The sequence below is a fragment of the Thermogemmatispora sp. genome, from assembly GCF_019683635.1.
Taxonomy (GTDB): domain Bacteria; phylum Chloroflexota; class Ktedonobacteria; order Ktedonobacterales; family Ktedonobacteraceae; genus Thermogemmatispora.
This window is the reverse complement of record NZ_JADGIA010000039.1, coordinates 1-21,597: the sequence shown is the minus strand read 5'-3', so window position 1 is coordinate 21,597 and position 21,597 is coordinate 1. Positions and strand designations below refer to the sequence as shown.

Genomic DNA, 21,597 nt, shown 5'->3' with positions numbered 1-21,597 from the left:
TGAGCGCCTCGTCCGGTCTTCAAAGAAACCTGCCTGTGGGCGCTCAAGCAGACGCTCCTTTCTTCCCGTCCTAGAGAACAGGCAGTCACTGTCAGCTTCTCTGCTACAGAGTATACATTACCGCGAGTGACAAATGTGTGAACACGGCGAGGCTGGCTGTGAAAATCCTGTGAAGGTTGATCTTTGTGAGCCAATTGCTCTAAAGAGATCCTCCTGCCTATGACAAATTGCCGAGCAGGGGGGCATCCGGCGGAGGAACGAAGTAGCCGACGCCTGGCTCATTATGTAAGAAGCGTGGGTGGGCAGGATCGGGCTCCAGTTTACGGCGCAGGTGGCGGATAAAGGTGCGCAGATAGGTCGTCTCTCCAATATAATCGGCCCCCCAGACGCGCTGAAGCAGCTCGCGGTGCGTAAGCACCTTGCCAGCGTTGCGCGTCAGCTCATAGAGCAGATCGTACTCGGTTGGGGTCAGATGCACCTCCCTGCCACCAGAGCGTACCTTGCGGCGAGCGAAATCTACCTCCAGCCCTCCAGGCCCGCCGCAGCGATAGACGGGCGTGCTGGGGCTGCTTCCTCCCTGTCCCAGACTGCTCAGCAGTCGCTCCGTCTCAGCAGCTCGGCGCAAAGCCACGCGCACACGCGCCAGTAGCTCGTTGATACTGAAGGGCTTGGTCAGATAGTCATCGGCGCCCTGATCGAGAGCCTTAATTTTGACCGGTTCCTCGTCGTGAGCTGAAAGCACAATCACGGGGGCGTTGCTCCACTCACGCAGGCGGCGCAGGAAAGCCAGGCCGTCCAGTGTCGGCAAGGATAAATCGAGCAGCACCAGTTGCGGCTGCACCAGCGCTGCCAGCTCGATGCCCTGGGCCCCGTCGCGGGCTGTTTGCACCTGGAAACCACGCGCCTTCAATTGCGCGCGCAGAAAAGCACTCATCTGTGGATCATCTTCTACACAAAGAATGCACGGTTTTTTCTCGCGCTCAGAAGCTGACATCATGCGCACCCTCCCTGGAGCCGGTGGTATTGCCGCGCGGGGCTGAGGCGGGCAGCAGCGGCTGGGCGACTGTTGGCTCGCCGGCGATGCTCAGGCGGAAGGCAAAGGTTGTCCCCTGACCAGGGCTGCTATGGAGCGTTAAGGTGCTCTGGTGAGCTTCGATAATACCGCGGCTAATGTAGAGGCCCAGGCCCGTGCCGGGACTCCAACGGGCGCTATCCCGGCGCCGATCGCGGATCGGTTGACCCGGGCGGTCTGCCGCCGGGCGACGACTGGCGGCAAAGGTACTGAAGCGAGTGAACAGCTCTTCCTGTTGCTCAGGCGTCAGGCCGGGACCGTGGTCGGTGACGCGGATCTCCACCTCGCGGAGGCTGACCTGCTCAGCCTCCAGCAGGACAGTATCACCTTCTGGCGCATGGTAAAAGGCATTGCTGAGCAGGTTCGTCAGGACGCGGATAATCATCTCATAGTCTGCCAGAACAGTGGGCAACTGAGGAGAGACCCGCACTTCCAGACTGCGGTGCGAGCTGGCGATCAGGGCCTCCAGGCGCTCCTGCAAATCCTCGACCAGCTCAGAGAGCAGCACCGGCTCCAGCTCCAGGCGCAGGGCGCCAGCCTCTACCCGGGCGGCATCCAGGAACTGATTCACCATGCTGACGAGGCGCTCAACCTGCTCATCTGCGGTACGCAGAAAGTCGCGCTGCTCTTCCACTGACCAGCGCAGGTCGTCGGCCTGGAGGACACTCAGGTGAGCGCGGATATTGGCCAGCGGCGTTTTCAGCTCGTGGGCCATCGTGGTAAAGAAATCCTCGCGCTCGCGCTCCAGCTCCTTCATGCGCGTAATATCGTGCCAGACCAGGATCGCCCCGCTGATGGTCCCATCGGAGGCTCGCAGAGGGGCCGCGCTGGCCAGCAGAAAGAGGATGCTGCCATCGGGCTGGCTCAGGTGCAGCTCGCTCTCGCTGGCCTCACCTCGGAAGAGGGCGCGCGCCAGGGGCCGCTCCTCGGCTGGTACCAGTTCGCCATTGGGGCCATAGACATGGATGCAGTCGATGATTTCCTCGCTCGCCCGTCCGGCCAGGCGGCGTATGACCTCCTCCGGATTATCCAGTTGGGCCTCGGGCACTCCCATCCGGCGCAGGAGTTTGGCAGCCTGACGGTTAATGATGCTGATCCGAGGGCGCTCACGGGCCTCTTTGGAGATCAAGAGCACACCCGAGGGCAACCGTTCGAGAAGCGTCTGCATGCGGGCGCCTTCCTCCTCCAGGGCGGCTTTGGCCTCTTGGAGCGCTTGATTGCGTTGGGCCAGCTCCAGGGTGCGGGCGATAACCTCGGCCTCGATGCGCTCGCGGGCCGCGGCTTGCTCGGTCACATCGTGGTAGATGACGAGGAACGCGAAGATATCGCCGACCGCGTCGTGGATGGGAGCGTAGGAGCGGCGGATGACGTAGGGATGACCATCGGCGCCGATGACCTTGATCTCGTCGACGCTCTGCTCCAGAGCACGACGCTCCAGGGCTGGAATATCCTCCGGCCCGCGGGGTAGGGCCTCTTCAAAGCGAGCCTGACTGCGGGCCAGGGCCTCCCAAATCGGCAGCCCCAGGGCCTCATCACTCCAGCCAAAGAGACGGCGCACGGCGTGATTGATATCCGCCACACGCCAGCGGGCGTCGTAGATCACCACCCCGTCGGGAATGGCCTGCATAATATTCTCGCGCTGGCGCACATTGCGACTCGCCATGCGGGCCAGACTATCGATGCGGAAAAAGAGGCGCGCGTTATGGATAGCCAGACCAGCCTGGCGGGCGAACTGCTCTAGCAGCTCGACCTCCTCGGCGGGAAAGCCACGGGCCCGCCGGTGATACACCTCGATCGTGCCCACAACTGCCAGACCGTCGCCAGGTCCCTGGCCCTCCAGTGGTCTCATCTGCTCAGGATGAGGATCGAAGATCGGTACACAGAGCACGGAGCCGGGTCGGCGTGGAAGACCATCGTCGTCAAGGAGCGGCAGCTCCAGTTCTGGGCAACTGCTGGTATCCTCGATGATCAGCGCCCGCTGTTCGCGCAAGGCTCGGCTGAGCAGCAGGCGCTCAGTGAGGCGCGGGCGCCAGTGCTGGGCACTGGGATGCAGACCTTTCTGCGCCGCCAGCGTGACCAGCGGCTCACTCTCAACGGACTCCTGGTACAGGGGGGAACGCGGCTGGGCAATATCGGGCAGCGCGGTCTCGACCTCGGTGACTGGTTCCAGGAGCAGGATCGCGCAGCGGGTCGAACCAACCATCTCCTGAACAGCCTGCAAGATGCGGTCCAACACCTCGGGCAGGGCAAAGGGGCCAGCAATGGCCGCGGAGATGTGCTGCATGGCCTTCAGCAACAAGCGCGAGCGTACCTGGCTGGTCACGTCCTCCACGGTGACCAGCAGGGCCTCTCGCTGGCCCTCCCCTTTCCGCTCTCCCGGCTGGCTCTCCCAGGTCACAGGGATCAGGGAGATGCGCCAATAGGTGCGCCCACGACTGGCCAACAGCCCTTCGTAGGGGACATCCTGGAAGACCAGGCTCTGGCGCATGGCGCTGGCCCGCTGCAGATGGGGCACAGCTGCGGAGGCCAGCTCTGGGGGCAGGATCTCAGACAGACGATGGCCGAGCACTCCTTGCGAGCGCCACGGCTCGCTCAGCAGTGAGGCCAGGTACTGGTTGATGTAGAGAACGCGCAAATCAGTACCATCCAGGACTGCGGCTCCGACCGCAATGTGTCCCAGGATTTGTTCAAGTTGCACAGATGGCTCTGGCTCCATAGGTCGGGGTTTCTAGCCACGCCGGGTCTCTACCTGACCTGGACTGGAAAAGACACACCCCACACGTCGCCGCCCGCCAGGACGGCGTTCTTGCTCTCGTTTCCTCCTCCCTACTACACAATATTATATCGCCTGCAGACGGTGGCTGTGAGCCAGGAGGATGGGGTCGGCCACCTTGCCTGACCGCTCGCCGCCACCCTCAGCGCTGGTCGCCAGCAGGAGTGGCTGGCTTCCGGGCCTTGAAGACCTAGACCGATAAACCAGGTCTCCTATTGGCACAGCAGAGATGAGCAAAGCGCGATGCCAAAGGGGGCGGTTTGTGGTATGATGATGTCAACTCCCGAAAGAGTACTGCAACCCTGAAGCGTACGACCTTCCGGGTCCTTTTGTGCCGCATGAGGCCAGCGGTGTCCACCCGCCTGTCTGCCTGCCAGATCAAGCCCGCTTTTCCTCCAACGCCGGAGTAAAGAGTGGGCGAGAGCGCTCGCCAGGTGGGACGGGGCCGCGAATCACATGGCGGTTGCCCTCTGAGCTATTGGCTGGTCAAAGAAGCTCGGTGGCGCAGCCGGTTCGTTCTGCGAGGAGGGATTCATGGAGCTTTCGCTGCGGCTGGATACCCTCGGGGTGGTCGAGGTGCGCTATCTGCGTGGCCGGGAGCGCTACCGCGATTGGCCCCCTTTCCAATTGGTGGCTGCCTCCCGGCAGGCCCGTATCCAGGCGTATATGAGCCGTGAGGTCGCTGAACAGCTGCATCAGCAGATCCTTGCGGTGGAGGCGGCTGTCGGTCTAGATGTTGAGTTTGAAGATGAGGATGAAGATCATCTTGAGAAGGAGCACAGTAGCCGTTCAATTGATGAAAAGCACTTTGACGATGCAACAGAGCGAGAGAGCAGCGCAAGTACTTTCTCTCCCTCCCTCGCCCAGGCACTGGATCGCCTGAACGAACTGGCGCGGCAGCGCTTACCCGAGGCCAGTTCCTCCTCTGGCGCTGCGGAGCGCGGCGAGTTGCTGGCGGAAGAGGGAGAGCTGAGCGCTGAGGAGGAGGGGGCGCTGGAGCAGCTGCAAGATGCTTTTACCCAAATGATGGATGTGGTGCGGGAATTGGCTGAGGAGATGGCCACGGATGCTCTCAAGCTGAACGGGCGCTTCCGCTGCGCGCGCACCAACATTATCTTTACTCAGGCTGATCTCCCCGAGGAAGAGGAAGAGACTCCGGAGGAAGAGGAAGAAACGGAAGAAGAAGCAGCCGAGGAGCCAGGAGCCAAAGAGGTCGAGGAGGAGGTGGGTGAGGAGGAAGTGGTAGAGTTCGAGGTGGAGCTGGTGATGGTCCTGCAGCTCTTTGAGGAGGGACGTGCCCGCTCCGATGATTCGCCGGCTGTGGAGTTGCAGCTTGATGTCGACGATTTCGAACGCCTGCACGAGACACTTGATCTGGCGTTGCAGCGCGAGGAACGGAGCCGCCGGCGCAGCTCCTCTCATCTGACCTCCGAGCGTGGACGACGCAATCGCCGGCGTCACTAGTGCCGAGTCGCTCCCTCGCTCGCTATCCCGGAGGAAGGCCGCAGCTCCCTGACTTCACTACTCGTTTGCTATCTCGCTGCTATGAGGTTGGACCCTGGTTGGAGACGAGGCCGGGCTGAGCTGGAGCTGGGTTCAGCCGACTTCGCTCTCTGCTGTTCCTCGTCCGCTCTGGGCTGGGTGGTGGTTATGTGGCCAGGGCGCTTCTCCTTCGCTTGCCCCTCTGACGCTCCTCCGAGGGGGACCTTGCTGGCTATGGAGGAGCCACGCCCATCGGTTCGGCTCCTGATGTGTCTCCCCCAAAACACGGCTATGCCTGTGGTCAGATGACGGCTGATCTGTTACAATGAGGACTGATCTGCTGGGGATTGAAGAGGTGAGCGGGAGTTAGCCAGAGCCGTTCAGGCTTTTGCTCTGCTCTGGGATTCGCCGCCCCGATGGGAAGGCCGGTGGAAACAGTAGAGAAGGAGAGGCCGCGAGTCCCCATCTGTGGCCGTGTTCTCTCCGCCAGCGTACAGCCTGCTTGGTGTGTCTGTGAAGGGAGCTTGACCTGCATGAGTGATGAGTGCGTGAGGCGTGGGCCGAGACCTTGCTGGGAGCGGGGAACCTATGTGATTGAGGCCGACGATGCTGCTGAGCTGGCGCGGGCAATGCACCTGGAGCAGCTGATTACGCGGCAGCTGGGGGGCCTCTTCCCGGAGCGTGGGGATGATCTGGGGGCTGTGCGGACAATCCTCGATATTGCCTGCGGCCCCGGCGGCTGGGCGCTGGCTGTGGCCTATGCGTATCCGCAGGTGACGGTGATCGGCATCGATAACTGCCCCGCAGTTGTAGAGTATGCCCAGGCTCAGGCCTGGTCGCGGGGCCTGGAAAACGTCGAGTTCGTGGTGATGGACGCTTTGCAGCCCCTCGATTTCCCCGATGATGCCTTCGATCTTGTGAATGCCCGTTTCCTGATGGGGATGATGCCCGCCTCGGCCTGGTTGCCGTTGCTGCGTGAGTGTCGTCGCGTCACTCGTCCTGGGGGTAGTATTCGCCTGACCGAGGCCGAGCTGTGTTGGACAACGAGTCCCGCTTTTGAGCAGCTCTCTGCCTGGCTGGCACGAGCCTTCTGGCGCAAGGGATATAGCTTCTCCCCCGATGGGCGTGCTCTGGGAATCACTGCCGCCCTGGGCCAGCTGCTGCGCTCGGCAGGATGGTCCAATGTTGGCTATCGCCCGTTTGTGGTGGATTTCTCAACCGGTGCCTCCGCTCAGACTGGAGGCTATCAGCACTTTATGGTATTTTGGAAGCTCGTGCAGGAGTTTGTGTGCACATGGGCGGAGATCCCGGCAGAGATCTTCGAACGCTGCTATCAGCAGGCGATGGCCGAGCTGCTGCTTGATGAGTTCTGCGGCCTCTGGTTCCACCTGCTGACCTGGGCGGAGAATCCCGCGGCCTGATCGAGGAGCCAGGTCCTGCAGACCAGGGGCCAGCACGCTCGGCTCGCTTCCTCTAGCCTGGTCTGCCCACCCTCCTGCGCTACGGGGATGCGATGCTCTGCACGCAGCGATCTTGCTTTGTGGCTGACTGCCTGGCTGGAGTGGCCCGCGGGTCGCTTCAGCTTCCTCTGCAGGAAGAAGCACCTATGACGAGAGCTATTACGATCGAGGATCTGTATCGGCTGCGCTTTGTCAGCCAGCCGCGTCTTTCACCCGATGGCTCGCGCGTGGCCTTTGTAGTCACGACTATTGATGAGCAGGAGCATGAGTATCGCTCGGCGATCTGGGTTGCTCTGCCCGACGGTGAGGTCCGGCGCTTCACCAGTGGGCGGGCCAAAGCTCACAGTCCTAGCTGGTCGCCTGATGGGCGCTGGCTCGCCTTCGTGTCCGATCGCGACAGCGATGAGCCGGCCAGATCTGCTGTGGCAGGAAGAGCCGGGGAACAACAGGAGCAGCGCCCTTCTCAGATCTGGCTGCTGCCAGCGGACGGCGGTGAGGCTCGCCAGCTGACCTGGATGGAACATGGCGCCGAGCGCCCTGTCTGGTCGCCCGATGGGCGCTTCCTGCTCTTTTCGGCCCAGGTTGGCCCGAGGGATGAGAAAACGCCAGGGGGCAAGCCGCTGCCAAAGGCGCGGGTGATCGAGCGCCTCTGGTATCGCCTCGATGGTGTTGGCTTTATCCACGAGCGCCGCAGCCATCTCTTCCTGATCCCTGTTGAGGGAGGCGAGCCTGTCCAGTTGACAGATGGCGACTGGGATGATGGTGACGCGGCCTGGTCTCCTGATGGTCAGCAGATCGCCTTTGTCTCCAGCCGCGCGGAAGATCGCTGGCAGATGCCTTGCCCCGATCTGTATACGCTGACGATCAGCTCCGGCCAGCCGGGTGAGCTGCGCTGCTGGACCAATGGGACACTCTCCTGTTCCTCGCCTTCCTGGTCACCGGATGGCCGCCATCTCGCCTTCCTGGCCATGCAGAAGTACCGCTCAGCGAACCATGTCGATCTTTATGTGCTCTCTCTCGAAGGAGCAACCCCCGGTCAGGTCCAACCGCTTTGCTTGACCAGCGATTTTGAGGGAAGCTGCGTCGACTGGACGAATAGCGACCTGGGCGACGAGCACCTGATGCCACCTCCGGGCTGGTCTGCCGATGGGCAGACGCTCTATGCCCTGGCCTCCCGACGTGGCGCTACGCGGCTGTATGCCATCCCCATGAGTGGGGCTGGTCCAGAGCCGCCAACGCTCACGCCTGGCCCAGTACATGTGCGCGACTTCTCCCTCGATCAGGCCGGCCAGCGTGCTGCCTTGCTTATGGGCAGTGCCACGCAGCCACCAGAGATCTATCGCTGTTCGCTCACCAGCGCGGGAGCCGGACCAGAGGCAGGGCAAGGCGCTGAGGCGCCGACGCTGCAGCAGGTCTCGCATTGCAACGATGAGCTGCTCCGCGAGCTGAAACTGGCCTCGCCGCAATATCTGCCCTACCGAGGCTGCGACAACTGGCCTATGGACGGCTGGCTCTTGCGTCCCCCCGACTACGATCCTGCCCGGCGCTACCCGCTGATTGTGGAGATTCACGGCGGCCCTAACACCCAATATGGCTACGGCTTCTTCCATGAAATGCAGGTCCTGGCCGCCGCGGGCTACGTCATCCTCTACACCAACCCGCGCGGGAGCTGCGGCTACGGACGTGAGTTTGCCCTGGCTGTGCGCGGCGCCTGGGGCGAAAAGGACTCCCTGGATATTCTGGCTGGCATCGACGCCGCCTTGCAGCAGGGCGGTATCGATGAGCAGCGCATCGGGGTCATTGGCGGAAGTTATGGCGGCTTTATGACCGCCTGGCTGATCGGTCATAGCAATCGCTTCCGCGCTGCGGTGGCTGATCGCAGCGTCACAAACCTGGTCTCCGACTTTGGCAGCAGTGATTTTGGTTGGACTTTCGCCGATGATGAGCTGGATACCACACCGTGGGAGGACCTGGAGCGCTACTGGCGCATGTCCCCACTGGCTTACGTGCAGCACATGCAGACGCCACTGCTGATTCTCCACAGTGAGCAGGATCTGCGGTGCAATATTGAGCAGGCCGATCAGCTCTTCGCTGCCCTCAAGTATCTGAGGCGCGAGGTGCGCTACGTGCGCTTCGAGGGCCAGAGCCACGGCCTTTCTCGCGGCGGCCATCCCTATCTCCGCCTGCAGCGCCTGCGCTTCATCATCGACTGGTTCGAACACCATCTGCACGAGCCTGAACAACAAGCGTAGCAACCCGTGCTCACCGGCCCAGCCAGTCAGAGTCAGGTCAGGTGGCTGGCTGGGCTACTTCCTCTCTGAGCGCTCTCCTCTCCCTCTCTTTCTCTTCCACCCTGCGATTGGCAGTTTGCGCTTTGGCAGGCTCTTCCTCTCTGTTCCCTGAAAGAGGCTTGTCAGGTGCTCCATGCTGTCTTCTTGCAGAAGCGAGCAAACAGTAACATACATTATAGACTTGATCTAATCAATTTGGTGAGCACTTTTATAGTAAAACCGTAACAGATCGCGGATGTCGAATTAGTATCGGCCTGCAATTGCGACGGTATGTCATGCCTGCCAGGCGGAGTGATCAGACTCTGACTGGCTAGCGATAGTTGCAACTTGCGAAGGGACGAGACATTGCGAGTACACCAACGAATCTGGCATTACCTGTATCAACGGCAGCGGACCGAACCGCTGAGAAACAGGAGGGCGCTAGCGACCCTGATGTTGCTCCTCTCGGGGACGGCAGCCGGGGCGGCGCAGATGCCGCTTGCCTCTCAGGTCAGCTGCCTGCATCTCCAGCCGGCTCTGGTCCAGGGGGTGGCGCAGACCTGCCGCAGGTGGGGGCCTGCTCCACTGGAAGCAGAGGCTGGCCAACATCGGCAACGATCCCAGCATCTTTTCCCCAACAAAGAGCCTCGGCCAACGAGTGCGCACACTCAGCGCCCGCGGCCTGCTAACACTGCAGCGTCGACTCGTCAGCCCCGTCGACAGAGCCGACCGGAACCGGCCCAGCTTCCCACGCAGCTCCAGTCTGGGGAAGGCGCGTCTCATCCCTCCTCCGGACCGGAGGCTGTGAGCTGGCCACCTCCCCAGGTGGTGGCCACGCCAACGGTAGCGGCGTCGCAAGAGCCATCGCCACCGCAGCTTACGGGATCACCGGGCAGCAACAAGCCAGTGACCAGTGGCAACGTCTTTCCCTACGGACAATGCACCTGGTGGGCCAATCAGCGCTATTTCCAGTTGCATGGAACCTATGTTCCCTGGCGCACCCAGGCCGATGCCTGGCAGTGGGTGGCGCGGGCCTATGAGTTTCACTGGCACGTTTCGCATGATCCTGTGCCTGGGGCCATCATTGTGTTGCAGCCGGGGGTCGAAGGGGCCTATGCCTTGGGACATGTGGCGGTGGTGGAAAAGGTACTGGGCCAGGGGCGTGTACTGGCCAGCACCATGAATTGGGGTGCCGCTCCCTGGACAGTCCAGTACGTTGTGTACAGCGTCGGTCCTGGCGTCGCCTTTATCTACAGCGACTAGCTTGCGCGACCAGTCGCGGCTCAGCGCCCGGCCAGTATATCTATGGTCTGGCGAAAGACTCTGCTGGCTCAATAGAAAGTGGGCCGGCTTCCCTTCCTGACGCGGGTCGCCGAGCCGCAACCAAAAAGAGCGCGAACAATAACGAAAGAAGAGGCGATTGCAGGCCCTACCAGCCCAGTCCAACTACGGTCTGGGGTGGCTAGACAGGGCAGAGCTGCCTACACGCTCTCTCTGCTACCATCCTTGCCGTTGCGGCCTGGCCCTTACCATCCGTGATCGCGCGCCAGCAGGGCAGTGCCTGGAATGCGCCTATCCATCCGCACATGCGGACATCCGTCCTGCTGGCGCTTCTCATTGGAGAAGGTCGTCAGCGGGTGAGGGAGCAGTTACCTTCATCCCCCTGCTCACCTTAGCGTCAGCAGGCCGAGCTGGTTAGCCCCAGCTTCTGTGAACCAGATCTGCTGGCGATTGGCCACCGCTACCCCGAAGGGGAAGCTGCTGGCCGTTGGCACCAGGTAGTACAGGAAACGCTGCTGCTCGGGGAGCAGATGAGCAAGCGCATTCGCGGCAGCTACCGTAACCCAGACACCGTCGCTCTGGTCCAGGGAGAGGCCGTAGAGGCCGCCAGACGAGCCATCAGGCGTCGGGGCATAGTAGCGGGTAAACTGGTGACTGGAGGGATTGAAGCGGAGCAGTAAATTGTGAGCGAATGTGGTGATCCAGACCTGGCCCTGCTGGTCGACGGCAATCTCCATCGGCATCGCCCCGGGATCAGGAGTTGAGAAGGTCGTAATGGTCCCCGTGTGGGGATCAAGATACCCAATGCGGTTCTGGCTGGATTCCGTGAACCAGAGGTTCCCGTGGGCGTCGCTGGCCAGACCATAGGGATTGAGCTGCTGGACAGTATGGTGTGCCGAAAGTGGGTACTGGCGCAGCTCGCCGGTTGCGGGATTGAGACGTCCCAGCGCATCGGCATTCATCTCGGTGAACCAGATCAGGCCCTGCCGATCCATGATCAGCTCATTGGGAGCCACCGGCAGCGTTAGCTGCTTCCCCTTGTGGGCCGGATCAGGAGCGGTTACCGTAGGCAGCGGGTAGATCTGGAAGCGGCCAGTGCGGGGCAGGTAGTGACCGAGATAGTTGGCGTACTGTTCCGCGAACCATAGTGAGCCATCGGGGGCCACAATCAGGCCCATCAGACCACCCCGTCCGTGGGGAGGAGCTACCGTCTGCCAGCTCGCGCTCCGGGGGTCAAACATCGCGATGCGGTTGCTGGCCATTACCCCAAACCAGACTCGCCCCTGCTGGTCGAGAGCAGGCCGCATGAGCATGTCGCCCTCGGAATGGCGCGTCAGCGGGTACTCGTGGAAAGTGGCCGTCTGGATCAGCGCCGGCAACGTCCCGGGTTGGCTGATCAGGGTAGGTACGCCTGTCGCCGTGGCAGCGACAGGCGGCTGACCGGTCGCTGTCGATGAGCCACCGCAGGCGCTCAGGGTCAGCAGGAAGGCGAGCAGCAGCCAGGAGAGCCAACGGCGGCGGATGGCCACCAAAGAGGGCGATCGGTGGCCTGGTGCCGCTTGTCCTCCTGGCGAGCCTCTCGTTAGATGAGCAGGAGGCCCATCTTCATCCAAGGCTAAGCAACCTCCTCCACAAAGATCCCACGTGCCCCGTCCTCGGTCAGTTGCTCCAGGCGGACCGTCACAAAGGTATTCTGCCAGTTGCGCGTCTCGGCCTCCGGCAGTTGCTCCACCTCGACACGCACATAGGTATCGGTCAGCCCCTCCCAGTAGCCCTGCTTGCGCTGTTCCAGCAATACCTGGACCGTCTGGCCCAGGAAACGCTGACGGAACTGGCGTGACAGCTCAGCGGCCAGAGCCAGCATGCGCTCACTGCGAGCCTTCTTCACCTCTTCCTTGACCTGGGAAGCCATGCGAGCCGCCGGCGTGCCCTGGCGCGGTGAGAAACGAAAGACGTGGCAGCGAGCGAAGCGCAGCTCGGCAGCAAGCGCGTAGGTCTGCTCGAAATCCTCCTCACTTTCCCCAGGGAAGCCCGTGATAATATCGGTGCTCATGGCAATATCGGGGATCAAACGTCGGGCCGTCGTCACAATTGTGTGATAGCGTTCGGTGGTATAGCGCCGTCCCATGCGCCGCAGAATAGCATCCGAGCCACTCTGCAAAGGGAGATGCAGATGACGGCAGAGACGCGGATTCTCCCACAGCTCCAGCCACTCCAGGCGAAAATCTTCCGGCTCCAGCGAAGAGACCCGAATCCGGGCGATCGAGGTCTCGCGCAGCAAGGCCGCCAGGAGATCCCCAAGATCCTGCTGTGGATTCTCCGGGGGATGATAATCGCCCAGATGCACGCCGGTCAGCACCACCTCCTTGTAGCCGGCGCGGGTCTTGCGCCGAACTTGCTCGACTACTGAGGCGATACTGCGACTGCGCGATCCGCCACGTACATAGGGAACAATGCAATACGTGCAGCGATTATCGCAGCCATCCTGGACCTTGATCTGCGCCCGTGTGCGTGAGAAGGGCGGGCGCCAGTTGTCTGGCAACGTCAGGGACGACAGGCTGTCAACGTTATCGGGGAGAGGCTCCGCATCGAGAGTACTGTCGCTGCCAATGTGGTAGCTATCAAGCGGCAGCATCGGCAAAGTCCTCCCAGAGCCACGCCCCTGCTGTCGATAGCCAGGCACCACTGTTGAGGCACCCTGCTCAGCAGCCCGCTTGCCCTCCCGAAGGCGCTGGCGAATAGCCTCCACCAGGGAAGTCTTGCCGCTATTACCAATCACCAGATCGACGCCAGGCAAGGCGGCCACTGTCTGGGGATTGGCCTCGGCATAGCAGCCCGTCACCACCAGGAGGGCGTTGGGCTGGCGACGCTGCACCTGGTGGATTAACGCTCGCGAACTCCGATCCCCTAGATGGGTCACTGTACAGGTATTGACAATATAGACATCCGCCGGCTCGTTGAAATCCTGCTGGATAAAGCCGGCAGCATGCATCTGCTCGCTGATTGCCTCGCTATCGGCCTGATTGACCTTGCAACCTAACGTCGCGATAGCGAATGTGGCCGGTCCGCGTTCAGAAAGGCTCATACGATCCCCAACTCTCTCCAAAGCTGGCTGGTCTCCCCTGTCTCCCCTGTCCCTGATCATCTGCTCAGGCCATTTCTATCCTATAGACAGCCTTGTCACTCAGAGGTCGACGGTGTCCAAGAACACCCCCCAACGACTTCCTGGCAGCCCTGTCCGTGCTCTCCTCTCTGCTGTTCCCGGAACGGAACGGAGCAGGCAGACAGGCATCAGCACGGTGCGAGGCGGGACTTTCTCTTTGCAGAGAGAGTATCTAACAGCGTGCCTTTCGCTGTCAAGCGATCCAGACCAGAGCCCACCCCTTACCACTCATCTCTGTCTCCCTCTCCTGTCTCCGCGCTCCGTCATCTGGATACAACCTTAGGTGCCATCCGGCCTATGATCCCTTTATTGGCTCGTGTCCTCCTGCTCGGGGAGCGGCGCCGTAGATCGACTGGCCTGGGCCTGGGGAATGGAGGCCGAAAGCGCTGCTGGCTCGGAGGCTGGAGCCGGGGCAAGCGTCGGGAGCGCCTGGCCGGCAACGGCTGTCTGAGCCGGAACCTGACCATTGGCCCAAGCAGGAGCAGCAACAGGACCAGGCCCGACGGGAGCCAGCGAGGTGAGGGACTGGTAAGCCAGCGCGCGGCGCAGCTGCAGGGCAGCGTTCATCTCGGGCGTGACCACCAGGTTGCGCTCGATCAGCGGCAGCACAAAAAGCACATTGCCCAGCCCAAAGATGGTGCCCGTCAAAACGCGTAGCAGGGGGGTACTCTCACGCCAGCCGAACATCTGCGTAAAGCCATCGAGGGCGATCGGCACCAGCGTCAAGGCCCAGAGCCACCAGGGGATGCCGGGCAGGCGGCGCTTGCTCAACACGAAGAGCAGTGACCCAACGAACATCGAGGCATAGATGGAAAAATTGCGCTCGCACATCCCGAGAGGATGACCAAAGATGTAAAAGGAATGTGATGGTATCTGGGCGCAGATGAGATGCAGAGCGAAGTAGATGGGACGGGCGAGTGTATCCAGCCCAAAGTAGAATAGGAAAGGCACACTCACCGCCAGCAGCACAATACTTCCCAGCAGGGCCGTGACCCCATAGGCCCAATAACGCAGCAGCCAGGAGCCCAGATCTTCAATCAGCGCGTTCAAGCGAGTCGAGCGGCGTCTTCGGGACACGGGAGTGGGGCGGGCAAGCGACTGAGGGAGTGGAGAGACTCCCTGATCGATGGCCATGAGCCTGGTCCTCCTCTTCTCTAAACAGACAGACACTTAGGGCAAGTGGAAGGCCCTCACCAGATCGCGGAATTCAATGCGCCCTTCCAGGATCTGCCCATCAACAATAATCACCGGAATGCGATAACGGTACAGTTCGAACAGCTCAGGATTGCCGCGAATATCAATCTCGGTCAAATCGAAGTCTAGCTGGCTAGCGATATCCTCAAGCATCTCCCGGGCCTCGTCGCACAAGTGGCAGCCGGCTTTCGTATAGAAGGTCACCTGTGGCGAGGACTGCTGCTTCTGCCGACTCACGCGCGTTGCTCCATTTTCTTCCCGCCCGCCGGTCCCCTCACAAACGTGGGGAGTGGTCCCAGCGGCTGGCTGGATAGGTTCCTTCTCCGGGGAAATGATATCACGTCGCTCCCACTGGCGACAAGCGGAAAACGGCAATGCCGACGCCAAAGTGCCGTGGATATACTGCAAGATAGGCCCTATCATCGTATATAGCCTTTGGCTCTGTCTGCCGATCTTGAGTAGGTGATACAATACAATATACTCATTGAGTCTTCTACTGCCAAGCGATGTGAAATGTGAGGAAGCAGGATGGCAACGAACGCAGCAGAGAGAGAGAGGAGCAGTAAGCGCTTTTCGGAGAAGGCCCGAGCTGAGGCCAGAGAGGCCGTCAGCCGGATCGCGGCCCTCCTGGAAGGGCGCCCGCTGGTCAGAGGGATCACCATCGATGGAGCGACCTCGCGCGATCTAGACGATGCTCTCTGGCTGGAGCCCTTGCCCACGGGGGGCGCCCTGCTGGAAATCAGTATCGCCGATGTCGCCTCGCTGGTCACCCCTCAGCTCACTCCCACGCTGGAGCGCGAAGCGCGAGAGCGGGCCTTTACACGCTATTACACCAATCACACGGTACCCTTGCTGCCGCGCTTGTTGAGCGAGGAAGAGCTCAGCCTGCTAGAGGGCCAGCGACGTCCCGCTGTGACCCTTATCCTGCCCTTCGACGCTACCTGGCAACCGGGCGAGCCGCACCTGAGCCTTACCTGTCTGGTGAGCGTCAAACGCCTCTCGTACGCGGAAGCTGACGCCTTGCTGAGCGAGCCGGACAGTCCCCTTGGGACGATGCTGCGCGCCCTCTACCGCCTCGCCGAGCAGCTCTTTCAGCTACGGTGCGCTCGTGGTTCGCTTGCCCTCTACGATCTGCATCGGGGTTGGGCTACCAACGAAGAGGGCTTTCTCCTCCGCCTTAGCAGAGAGCAGCGGCATCGCTCCTATTTTCTGATCCAGGAGTGCATGATCCTGGCCAACCAGCTCTTTGCTCAGCTTCTAGCCCGGCGTGGTCTACCAGCCCTCTATCGCAACCACTGCTCCAAGCCCATTGCCCCCGCGGGTGAAGCCCTGCGCGAGATGCTTGAGATGGCCCTCTTACGGCCCGACCAGGTCAGGCCGGAGCAGGTCAGTGCCACCATTCAACTGGTTGTTGAGCGAGCCACCTATGCGCCGACCCTGCGCGGGCATGTTGGTCTCCAGCTGCCAGCCTATCTGCATCTGACATCGCCGCTGCGACGCTATGCCGATCTGGTCAATCAGCGCATCCTGCTCTCCCTCGTGCACAGCGAGAACGTCGCGCCACCCCCTAACCGCGAGGAGCTAGAGGAGATTGCCAGCCACCTCAACGAGATTGAACGCAGCCTGAAGGCGGAGAAACCAGCCTACTTCCTTTCGCTCTACGAACAGCAGCTGCAGCGGCAGGTCGAGGAGGCGCTGTCTCAGGGGGGAGAGCGTTCCCGTCCCCTGGCCGGACTGGATGCGCGACGCTTTCACAGCCTCGTGCGTATCGCGGCGCAATCGCAGTTGTTACCTCCGGTCATCGAAGAAGAGATTCTGGCCCGTCTGCACGAAGACGCCCTTGGTCCTCATGATCTCTTTACCCTGCTTTTTCGTTTCCCGACCGCTGGCCAGAGCTGGGAGCGCGTCAAGCGGGCTGCTCTCTCCTCCCTCTGCCGCCAGCCGCAGCACGCAATCAGCCTGCTCGTCATGGGACAGCAAATACTGGGCTGGGAAGCCCCAACCTACGAGGAGCAGACCCTCTTTGGTAGTGGAGGACAGCCTTGCTTTAGCGCCTGCGTCAGCCTGCGCCTGGCCGACCAGTGCTATCGCTCGGCGACCTATCGGGTCCAGCGCAAGGACCGGGCGCGTCAGCTGGCCAGTGCTGATCTGCTGGTCAGAATGAGCGGCTTCGAACTGGAGGAGATCGCGTCTCCGCTGAAAGCGACCTCCGATCTGGGCTGGCCCGCTGCCAGCAAGGAGGAACAAGATGCAGAGCGAGCGGGACAGGCGCAGGATCAAAGCCCAGGGCCGTTGCTCGCCGAGGTCAACTACAAGGGCGCCTTGCAGGAGCTGGCGCACGGTCATCGGTGGGGAACACCGCTCTACCGTCTGCTTGCTCACAAGGGACCAGCACATGCGCCCCACTTTACGGCGGAGTGTGAGCTGCTCATCGCTGGCGAGCGCTACAGCGCCAGCGGTCATGGCTCAAGCCGGGCCCGTGCCGAACAGGCCGCAGCCAGAAATCTCTTACTGCGTCTGCCACTCCAGCCGGAGCAGCGCCAGGCCCTGCTGGGACCGTCTGAGCGCTCGGCGATGCGTCTGCTGAACGAGCTGCTACAGCGCCAACGTATCGAGCGCGCCGAGTATGCCTATGTGCAGAGTGGAGCGCCGCAAGAACCGCTCTTTACCTGCACCTGCACGGTCACCTTACCTTCGGGGGGAACACTCAGGGCTGCTGCCCAGGGAAAGACCAAGCGCACCGCAGCCAGAGCGGCAGCTCTGAAGATGCTCAAAGCCTTGCGCACCCAGGCGGATGAGCAAGGCTTTGAGAACCACTGAGCGTGTCGAGAGAGCAGGGCACAGAGACTCAGTCGGAGAGAAGCGTGGCGTGTAAGGGAATGGCCTTCTCGATTGTCTGCCCTACGGGTGAGGTACGCAGTACGTGCTGATGGAGTTCTTCAAGCACCTCCTGCGGGGCATCGGCTTTCAGGTGGACACGCACCTCGATCCCAGTGTAGCCAGCATGCCCTTCATGGAGACCAAGAAATACGGGCAGATCGATGTGGCCCTCTAGTTCGACGCGCAGCTCCTGAATCTGGATGCCGCGCAGAGAGGCATTGGCAGTGTAACCGATGGCCAGACAGCTTCCCAGGGCGCCGAGCAGCTGCTCTACCGGATTGGGGGCGGTATCAGTGCCGCCCAGGGCCTTCGGCTCGTCGGCATAGCTGGGGGGCAGGTCACGGATGCGAATCTCATTCAGGAAGCCGCCTCTCCAGGTTACCTCAGCTCTCCAGAGGGTATCACCAGCGGTCGGCTCGTTCTGCAGTTTCGTACGCAAGGCCGTGATAGCTGCACTATCGACACCGTTGACCGTCGCAGATGTACTCACCTGGACCTCCAAAATTGACTTAATAGATCAAGAAAATCAACTTTTGGTAAGTATACGGCAAGGACAGCCTGCTGTCAAGGGGGAAGGGCGGGGGAGAACAGGAAGGCGCGCTCTTCCACGGGCGCCTGGAGCAAGAGCAGGTGGAAAAGCGCGCTGCCAACAGCAAGCTAGCTGCTTGCTGTCAGGAAAGTGGTAAGCAGGCCAGCTAGCCTGTCGTATAGGTCACGGGTGTATAGGCGCTTGGGCAGGATGAGCCACAGCTACTGGGATAACTAAAGTAGTAGATGCGCCCATTGTTGATCAACTGGTCGGTAACATCATAGACCCGGATGGCATACTGGCTGCCCCCTGGCGTGGTGGGCAAGATCACATAATCGTTGCCCATGTCGGCATCCATCTGCGCGTGGACCCAGTTCCCGTTTTGATAGTAGTCGACCCCGTGGATGCCGTTGGCCAGGTGTGTGATGGAGATCGCCGACCAGTAGGGATTAGCGCCCTGCAGGAAGGCGATATGGATATCGCCCGTGTAGTTGGGAGCCGGGATGAACTGCCAGCTGATCTGGCGATTGTTCCAGGCGTTAGGATACATATTACCCACTGGCTGGCCATTGATCTGGAACTGGTTCAAGGCGCGCTGGACAATGTCCAGGTGATAGGGATCGTCACGGCACCAGGCGTTGCCATCCTGGCAGCTATCGGCCACCACCAGGTCGAGGGTGGCGCCGGTATACTGATCATTGACCCAGCTCCCATTGCGGCAGAAGGGCTGGTTCGGGGCCCCGTCGTTAATGCCCGTACAATAGGCACCAATTGTCACGCGTACCCAGCGCCCACAGTTGAGGCCGTTGTCGAAGACGCCGATCTTACTGGCATTCTGGGCCGAGATTGGGCGCGAGAGGTAGGTACTATAGTCGCCCGGCGTATTTTGCACGTTAAGGGCCACGTAGTAAGACGAATCGATGTAGCCGTCGGGGACTCCGCAACCACCATAGGGGCTGCCCACGCTAGAGAACCAGGTCGCATTACCGGTATGCACGCCATCCAGTGGCAGGGGAGTGGTCGGAACGCCAGGAATCCCCGGTGTCGGCGTTGTGCTGGCGGTGGCTGTAGGCGTCAAGGCCGGGGTTGGCGTTGGCGTCGGAGCGGGGGTTGTGCCCGCTGTAGGCGTCGGGGTACTGCCCGGTGTTGCCGTCGCACTGCCCCCGCTGTTGCAGGCATTGCCGTTCACCGCGAAGGTGGTCGGTACAGGGTTACTCGTGGTCCAGGTGCCATTGAAACCAGGGTTGACGGTCCCGTTTGCCGGAACACTCCCGTTCCAGCTGGCGTTGGTGACGGTCACCTCCTGCCCCGATTGGCTGAAGGTCCCATTCCACCCCTGGGTGACACTCTGGCCCGCTGCCGGGAAAGTAAAGGTCAGTGTCCAGCCGTTCCAGGCGGAGCCACTCGTATTCTGAACGACGATGTTGGCGCCGAAGCCGCCGGGCCACTGGCTGGTAATGGTATAGGAGACCTGACAGTACGAGGCGGCATAGCTGACCCTGGCCCGGCTCAGTAGACCGGCTACCAGTGAGCACATGACCACGACGGTCAGGCCGATCAATAGGAAGCGCGAGCGTCCAATACTCCTCATTCCGCTTCTCCTTGCACAGTAAGGCCAGTCGTGAGCCAGGGTGGTGGGGCGATCATCATGGCCTGGTCGGCCCTGACGCCGTCTACCGCCCCGGCTCAGGGTCTTTCTGCCCCAGTATAGAGGAAAAGAAGCTGTCACCGCCAGAGCAAGTAGCAGTCACCTGCAAGACAGTGGCGCGCGATAGCGGTGGACTGGGCACGCCCGTCGATCTGCAGAGGTTAGGGCGGTCAGGCATGGTACAATACAAGGCAGCCAGGCCAAAGAGGAGCGCGAGCCTGCCCGTCTTCCCTCGCGCCGGTACGGCTGAGCTGTCAGACCTGGCCCGATAGGCTCAGGAGAGAAAAACACCATCAAGCTGAGGTGACAAACAAGGAGGAGCAGCGATGACGCTGACCGTGGCAGCGCGACTGCGCTTGCAGGAGAACATGACCTTTCTGGCGGAGACAGCCAGTGGCAAACAGCTGCCGTTAGCAGCGGCTGCCGAGCAGGGAGGAACAGAAAGGGAACTGCGCCCGATGGAGCTGCTGCCGCTGGCCCTGGGGGCCTGCACTGGCATCACGGTTCTGTCCATTCTACACAAAAAACGTCTGCAAATTACCTCTTATGAGGTCGTTGTCCATAGTGAGCGGGCAGAGCACCACCCACGTGTCTTTACCGCCTTTCATGTGGAACATCGTATCGCAGGCGTTGCTCTTGGACAGGAGGTGATTGAACGCGCTATTGAACTCAGCGAAACAAAATATTGCCCCGTGAGTGCCATGCTGCGAGCGGCGGCCCCGATCACTCACAGCGTGACGCTCCTGGCCTCCGGCGAGTCCTAGAGCGCCTGGCCTGGGTAAGGTAAGGACCCCCTTGCTGAGCAGCAGGGTGAGCCAGTTTGAATAGTTGGGGGGCCACAAAGGGGCTAGAAAGAGGCTTGTCAGAGGCTCTTGGAAACGGTATGATAGACGCATCTCGATGCCAATGCTGGCAGACACAGCATACCGTCGTGGCGGTTCCAGGGCGCGAGAGGGGCCAGTCCAGTGGAGTGCTGGTCAGAAAGGAAAGCATCCCAGGTCCAAAGGGGGCGCCAGGCGGGGGGCAGCCCTGGGCGTCTGTCCCCTCCCTTCTTTCCTCTCTTTTCCCTGGAAGCGGTTATGTCGGACCGGTTGTCTGCGAAGGAGAGAAGGTTATGGATCGACATCTGGAAGTGGAAGAACTGCTCACAATCAGCGAAGTTGCACAGCTCTTGAGAGTCGATGCTACCACGGTCAGACGCTGGGTAAAGGAGGGCTTGCTGGAGGGGGTGCGCCTGCCTCGGGCCAGCCAGCGCCAGAGTTATCGTATTAAGCGCTCAACGCTGGAACGGCTCCTAGGAGAGGGGCAGAAGTAGCGTCGCACCGTGGCTGGTGACTGCTGATAGCTGGTGTGGGGCTGATGGCCGTTGGCAGCTGGTAACGACTGCGGGTGGAATTGGAATAGTTGCCCCTCTAATGATCGAGCAAGGCACAGTCTGCGATCGCAGTCAGAGGGACTCTAGGCATGGTGGTCGGTGTCTCTCTACTATTTCTCGCCTCTGTTGAGGAAGGGCTATTTGTCTGAAGGGGCGTGTCCCCTGGTTGCTGTGGCATCGAGTCGTTTTGTTGCCAGCAGTGAGAGGGAGGCAAGAGCGACCGTGGTGAAGCGAAACAGGGAACGCCCCCTGATCAATCTTTCTGAATGCTGATTGTTCGCTTCGCTTGTTTTCGGGCCAAGAGTTGCGATGCTACCTGGCGATGAAGCCGGGTAGCTTCTCTTCTGTGCACTACGGACGGGCAGGGTGAGGTCAACGACCCCTGGCTCAAGCCAGGGGCTTGCCCGCAGCCTCGTCGGCCCGGGCTTCGGGGCTGGTTGACGGCAGCCCACTGCCCCGTAGGACAGTAC

The 21,597-nt window shown here is 61.4% G+C and carries 15 protein-coding genes; 7 read left to right on the top strand and 8 right to left on the bottom strand.

Features of this window, described 5'->3' with window-relative positions; genetic code table 11:
* Positions 1-217 precede the first annotated feature (217 nt).
* Positions 218-997 carry a response regulator transcription factor gene (locus IRZ31_RS06665; RefSeq protein WP_297151359.1) on the bottom strand — a complete coding sequence of 260 codons (780 nt, stop codon included), beginning with the start codon at positions 995-997 and terminating at the stop codon, positions 218-220.
* Positions 981-3,770 (bottom strand): PAS domain-containing protein, encoded by a 2,790-nt coding sequence (locus IRZ31_RS06660; protein WP_297151356.1) that lies wholly within the window; start codon positions 3,768-3,770, stop codon positions 981-983. The genes IRZ31_RS06665 and IRZ31_RS06660 overlap by 17 nt, the downstream gene beginning before the upstream one ends.
* A gap of 609 nt (positions 3,771-4,379) precedes the next feature.
* Between IRZ31_RS06660 and IRZ31_RS06655 the strand changes: the two genes are divergently transcribed.
* The 4 genes from IRZ31_RS06655 (at position 4,380) to IRZ31_RS06640 (ending at position 10,320) form a co-directional block, all read left to right on the top strand.
* Positions 4,380-5,309, top strand: a complete 930-nt coding sequence (locus tag IRZ31_RS06655; protein WP_297151353.1) for a hypothetical protein — start codon at positions 4,380-4,382, stop codon at positions 5,307-5,309.
* A gap of 551 nt (positions 5,310-5,860) precedes the next feature.
* The gene (locus tag IRZ31_RS06650) at positions 5,861-6,748 is read left to right on the top strand and encodes a class I SAM-dependent methyltransferase (protein WP_297151350.1); all 888 of its coding nucleotides are present in this window, start codon (positions 5,861-5,863) and stop codon (positions 6,746-6,748) included.
* 185 nt (positions 6,749-6,933) lie between these two features.
* Complete coding sequence (locus tag IRZ31_RS06645; RefSeq protein ID WP_297151347.1) at positions 6,934-9,039, top strand: S9 family peptidase; 2,106 nt, start codon at positions 6,934-6,936, stop codon at positions 9,037-9,039.
* Positions 9,040-9,861: 822 nt separating this feature from the next.
* The gene (locus IRZ31_RS06640) at positions 9,862-10,320 is read left to right on the top strand and encodes a CHAP domain-containing protein (RefSeq protein WP_297151344.1); all 459 of its coding nucleotides are present in this window, start codon (positions 9,862-9,864) and stop codon (positions 10,318-10,320) included.
* Positions 10,321-10,724: 404 nt separating this feature from the next.
* Here the strand turns inward: IRZ31_RS06640 and IRZ31_RS06635 are convergent, their stop codons facing one another.
* The 4 genes from IRZ31_RS06635 to IRZ31_RS06620 all read right to left on the bottom strand — a co-directional run bounded on the left by IRZ31_RS06635 (position 10,725) and on the right by IRZ31_RS06620 (position 15,118).
* Entirely contained in the window at positions 10,725-11,951 is a 1,227-nt protein-coding gene (locus tag IRZ31_RS06635; RefSeq protein WP_297151341.1) for an SMP-30/gluconolactonase/LRE family protein, read from the bottom strand.
* 2 nt (positions 11,952-11,953) lie between these two features.
* Positions 11,954-13,423 (bottom strand): tRNA (N(6)-L-threonylcarbamoyladenosine(37)-C(2))-methylthiotransferase MtaB, encoded by a 1,470-nt coding sequence (gene mtaB / locus IRZ31_RS06630; RefSeq protein ID WP_297151338.1) that lies wholly within the window; start codon positions 13,421-13,423, stop codon positions 11,954-11,956.
* 384 nt (positions 13,424-13,807) lie between these two features.
* Positions 13,808-14,635, bottom strand: a complete 828-nt coding sequence (locus tag IRZ31_RS06625; protein ID WP_297151334.1) for a DUF2085 domain-containing protein — start codon at positions 14,633-14,635, stop codon at positions 13,808-13,810.
* Between the two features lie 36 nt (positions 14,636-14,671).
* Positions 14,672-15,118 (bottom strand): glutaredoxin family protein, encoded by a 447-nt coding sequence (locus tag IRZ31_RS06620; RefSeq protein WP_297151331.1) that lies wholly within the window; start codon positions 15,116-15,118, stop codon positions 14,672-14,674.
* Positions 15,119-15,223: 105 nt separating this feature from the next.
* Between IRZ31_RS06620 and IRZ31_RS06615 the strand changes: the two genes are divergently transcribed.
* Positions 15,224-17,515, top strand: coding sequence for an RNB domain-containing ribonuclease (locus IRZ31_RS06615; RefSeq protein ID WP_297151328.1), 2,292 nt, complete (start codon positions 15,224-15,226; stop codon positions 17,513-17,515).
* Between the two features lie 28 nt (positions 17,516-17,543).
* Here IRZ31_RS06615 and IRZ31_RS06610 read toward each other — a convergent pair whose 3' ends face one another.
* Both IRZ31_RS06610 and IRZ31_RS06605 read right to left on the bottom strand, forming a co-directional pair.
* A complete protein-coding gene (locus IRZ31_RS06610) occupies positions 17,544-18,065 on the bottom strand; it encodes an OsmC family protein (protein ID WP_297151325.1) in 522 nt (173 codons plus the stop codon).
* Between the two features lie 205 nt (positions 18,066-18,270).
* The gene (locus tag IRZ31_RS06605; RefSeq protein WP_297151322.1) at positions 18,271-19,695 is read right to left on the bottom strand and encodes a cellulose binding domain-containing protein; all 1,425 of its coding nucleotides are present in this window, start codon (positions 19,693-19,695) and stop codon (positions 18,271-18,273) included.
* A gap of 383 nt (positions 19,696-20,078) precedes the next feature.
* Between IRZ31_RS06605 and IRZ31_RS06600 the strand changes: the two genes are divergently transcribed.
* Both IRZ31_RS06600 and IRZ31_RS06595 read left to right on the top strand, forming a co-directional pair.
* On the top strand, positions 20,079-20,516 hold the full coding sequence (locus tag IRZ31_RS06600) for an OsmC family protein (protein ID WP_297151320.1): 438 nt from the start codon (positions 20,079-20,081) through the stop codon (positions 20,514-20,516).
* A 350-nt stretch (positions 20,517-20,866) separates the two neighbouring features.
* Positions 20,867-21,067 (top strand): helix-turn-helix domain-containing protein, encoded by a 201-nt coding sequence (locus IRZ31_RS06595; protein ID WP_052889029.1) that lies wholly within the window; start codon positions 20,867-20,869, stop codon positions 21,065-21,067.
* Positions 21,068-21,597 lie beyond the last annotated feature (530 nt).

Bases quoted from the DNA above. Each gene is read 5' to 3' on its own strand.
- IRZ31_RS06665 (WP_297151359.1), bottom strand. From the start codon at position 997: ATGATGTCAGCTTCTGAGCGCGAGAAAAAACCGTGCATTCTTTGTGTA.
- IRZ31_RS06655 (WP_297151353.1), top strand. From the start codon at position 4,380: ATGGAGCTTTCGCTGCGGCTGGATACCCTCGGGGTGGTCGAGGTGCGC.
- IRZ31_RS06650 (WP_297151350.1), top strand. From the start codon at position 5,861: ATGAGTGATGAGTGCGTGAGGCGTGGGCCGAGACCTTGCTGGGAGCGG.
- IRZ31_RS06645 (WP_297151347.1), top strand. From the start codon at position 6,934: ATGACGAGAGCTATTACGATCGAGGATCTGTATCGGCTGCGCTTTGTC.
- mtaB (WP_297151338.1), bottom strand. From the start codon at position 13,423: ATGAGCCTTTCTGAACGCGGACCGGCCACATTCGCTATCGCGACGTTA.
- IRZ31_RS06625 (WP_297151334.1), bottom strand. From the start codon at position 14,635: ATGGCCATCGATCAGGGAGTCTCTCCACTCCCTCAGTCGCTTGCCCGC.
- IRZ31_RS06620 (WP_297151331.1), bottom strand. From the start codon at position 15,118: ATGATAGGGCCTATCTTGCAGTATATCCACGGCACTTTGGCGTCGGCA.
- IRZ31_RS06615 (WP_297151328.1), top strand. From the start codon at position 15,224: ATGGCAACGAACGCAGCAGAGAGAGAGAGGAGCAGTAAGCGCTTTTCG.
- IRZ31_RS06605 (WP_297151322.1), bottom strand. From the start codon at position 19,695: ATGAGGAGTATTGGACGCTCGCGCTTCCTATTGATCGGCCTGACCGTC.
- IRZ31_RS06600 (WP_297151320.1), top strand. From the start codon at position 20,079: ATGACGCTGACCGTGGCAGCGCGACTGCGCTTGCAGGAGAACATGACC.
- IRZ31_RS06595 (WP_052889029.1), top strand. From the start codon at position 20,867: ATGGATCGACATCTGGAAGTGGAAGAACTGCTCACAATCAGCGAAGTT.